Genomic DNA, 583 nt, shown 5'->3' with positions numbered 1-583 from the left:
TCCCCGGATCAAAGCCTGCTTACGGCTCCCCGAGGCGGTATCGTTGTTCGCCACGTCCTTCTTCGGCTCCTGGTGCCTAGGCATCCTCCGTGCGCTCTTACTAGCTTAACCTAGTATCGCTGGCATAAAGCCAACGTTAATCATTTGCTAAAGGATGTTTCAGCAGAAGATTCTCTTCTTATCCGAAGATAAGATTCAAAAACTTCTTGTTACTTTCGTTATCCAGTTTTCAAGGAACAAATAGATGGATGAGTCTTTCCTTTCGGAAAACTCTTGCCGTTTTTCCCTTCGGGAAAACGGTTGGTGGAGCCAAGCGGGATCGAACCGCTGACCTCCTGCTTGCAAGGCAGGCGCTCTCCCAGCTGAGCTATGGCCCCAGGCAAATTCCATCAAAGCTGAACAAATGGGGTTCACGTCTGGCGCTTTCGCGCAATTATCCGCACATTGTGGAAGCTTATGCTTCCTGATCCGAACCTCATCGGGTTCGGGTATATCCTTAGAAAGGAGGTGATCCAGCCGCACCTTCCGATACGGCTACCTTGTTACGACTTCACCCCAATCATCTACCCCACCTTCGGCGGCT

Annotated in this window: 1 tRNA gene and 2 rRNA genes; all 3 read right to left on the bottom strand. The window is 50.8% G+C overall.

Going from position 1 to position 583, the window contains the following annotated elements:
• Positions 1-111 (bottom strand): 23S ribosomal RNA (locus D3P07_RS26710); the annotation flags it as partial.
• Positions 112-301: 190 nt separating this feature from the next.
• Positions 302-377: transfer RNA gene (locus tag D3P07_RS26705), tRNA-Ala, on the bottom strand.
• A gap of 123 nt (positions 378-500) precedes the next feature.
• A 16S ribosomal RNA gene (locus tag D3P07_RS26700) occupies positions 501-583 on the bottom strand; the annotation flags it as partial.

Source organism: Paenibacillus sp. 1011MAR3C5 (genome assembly GCF_003591485.1).
GTDB lineage: Bacteria > Bacillota > Bacilli > Paenibacillales > Paenibacillaceae > Pristimantibacillus.
This window is presented reverse-complemented; position numbering and strand designations above follow the sequence as displayed.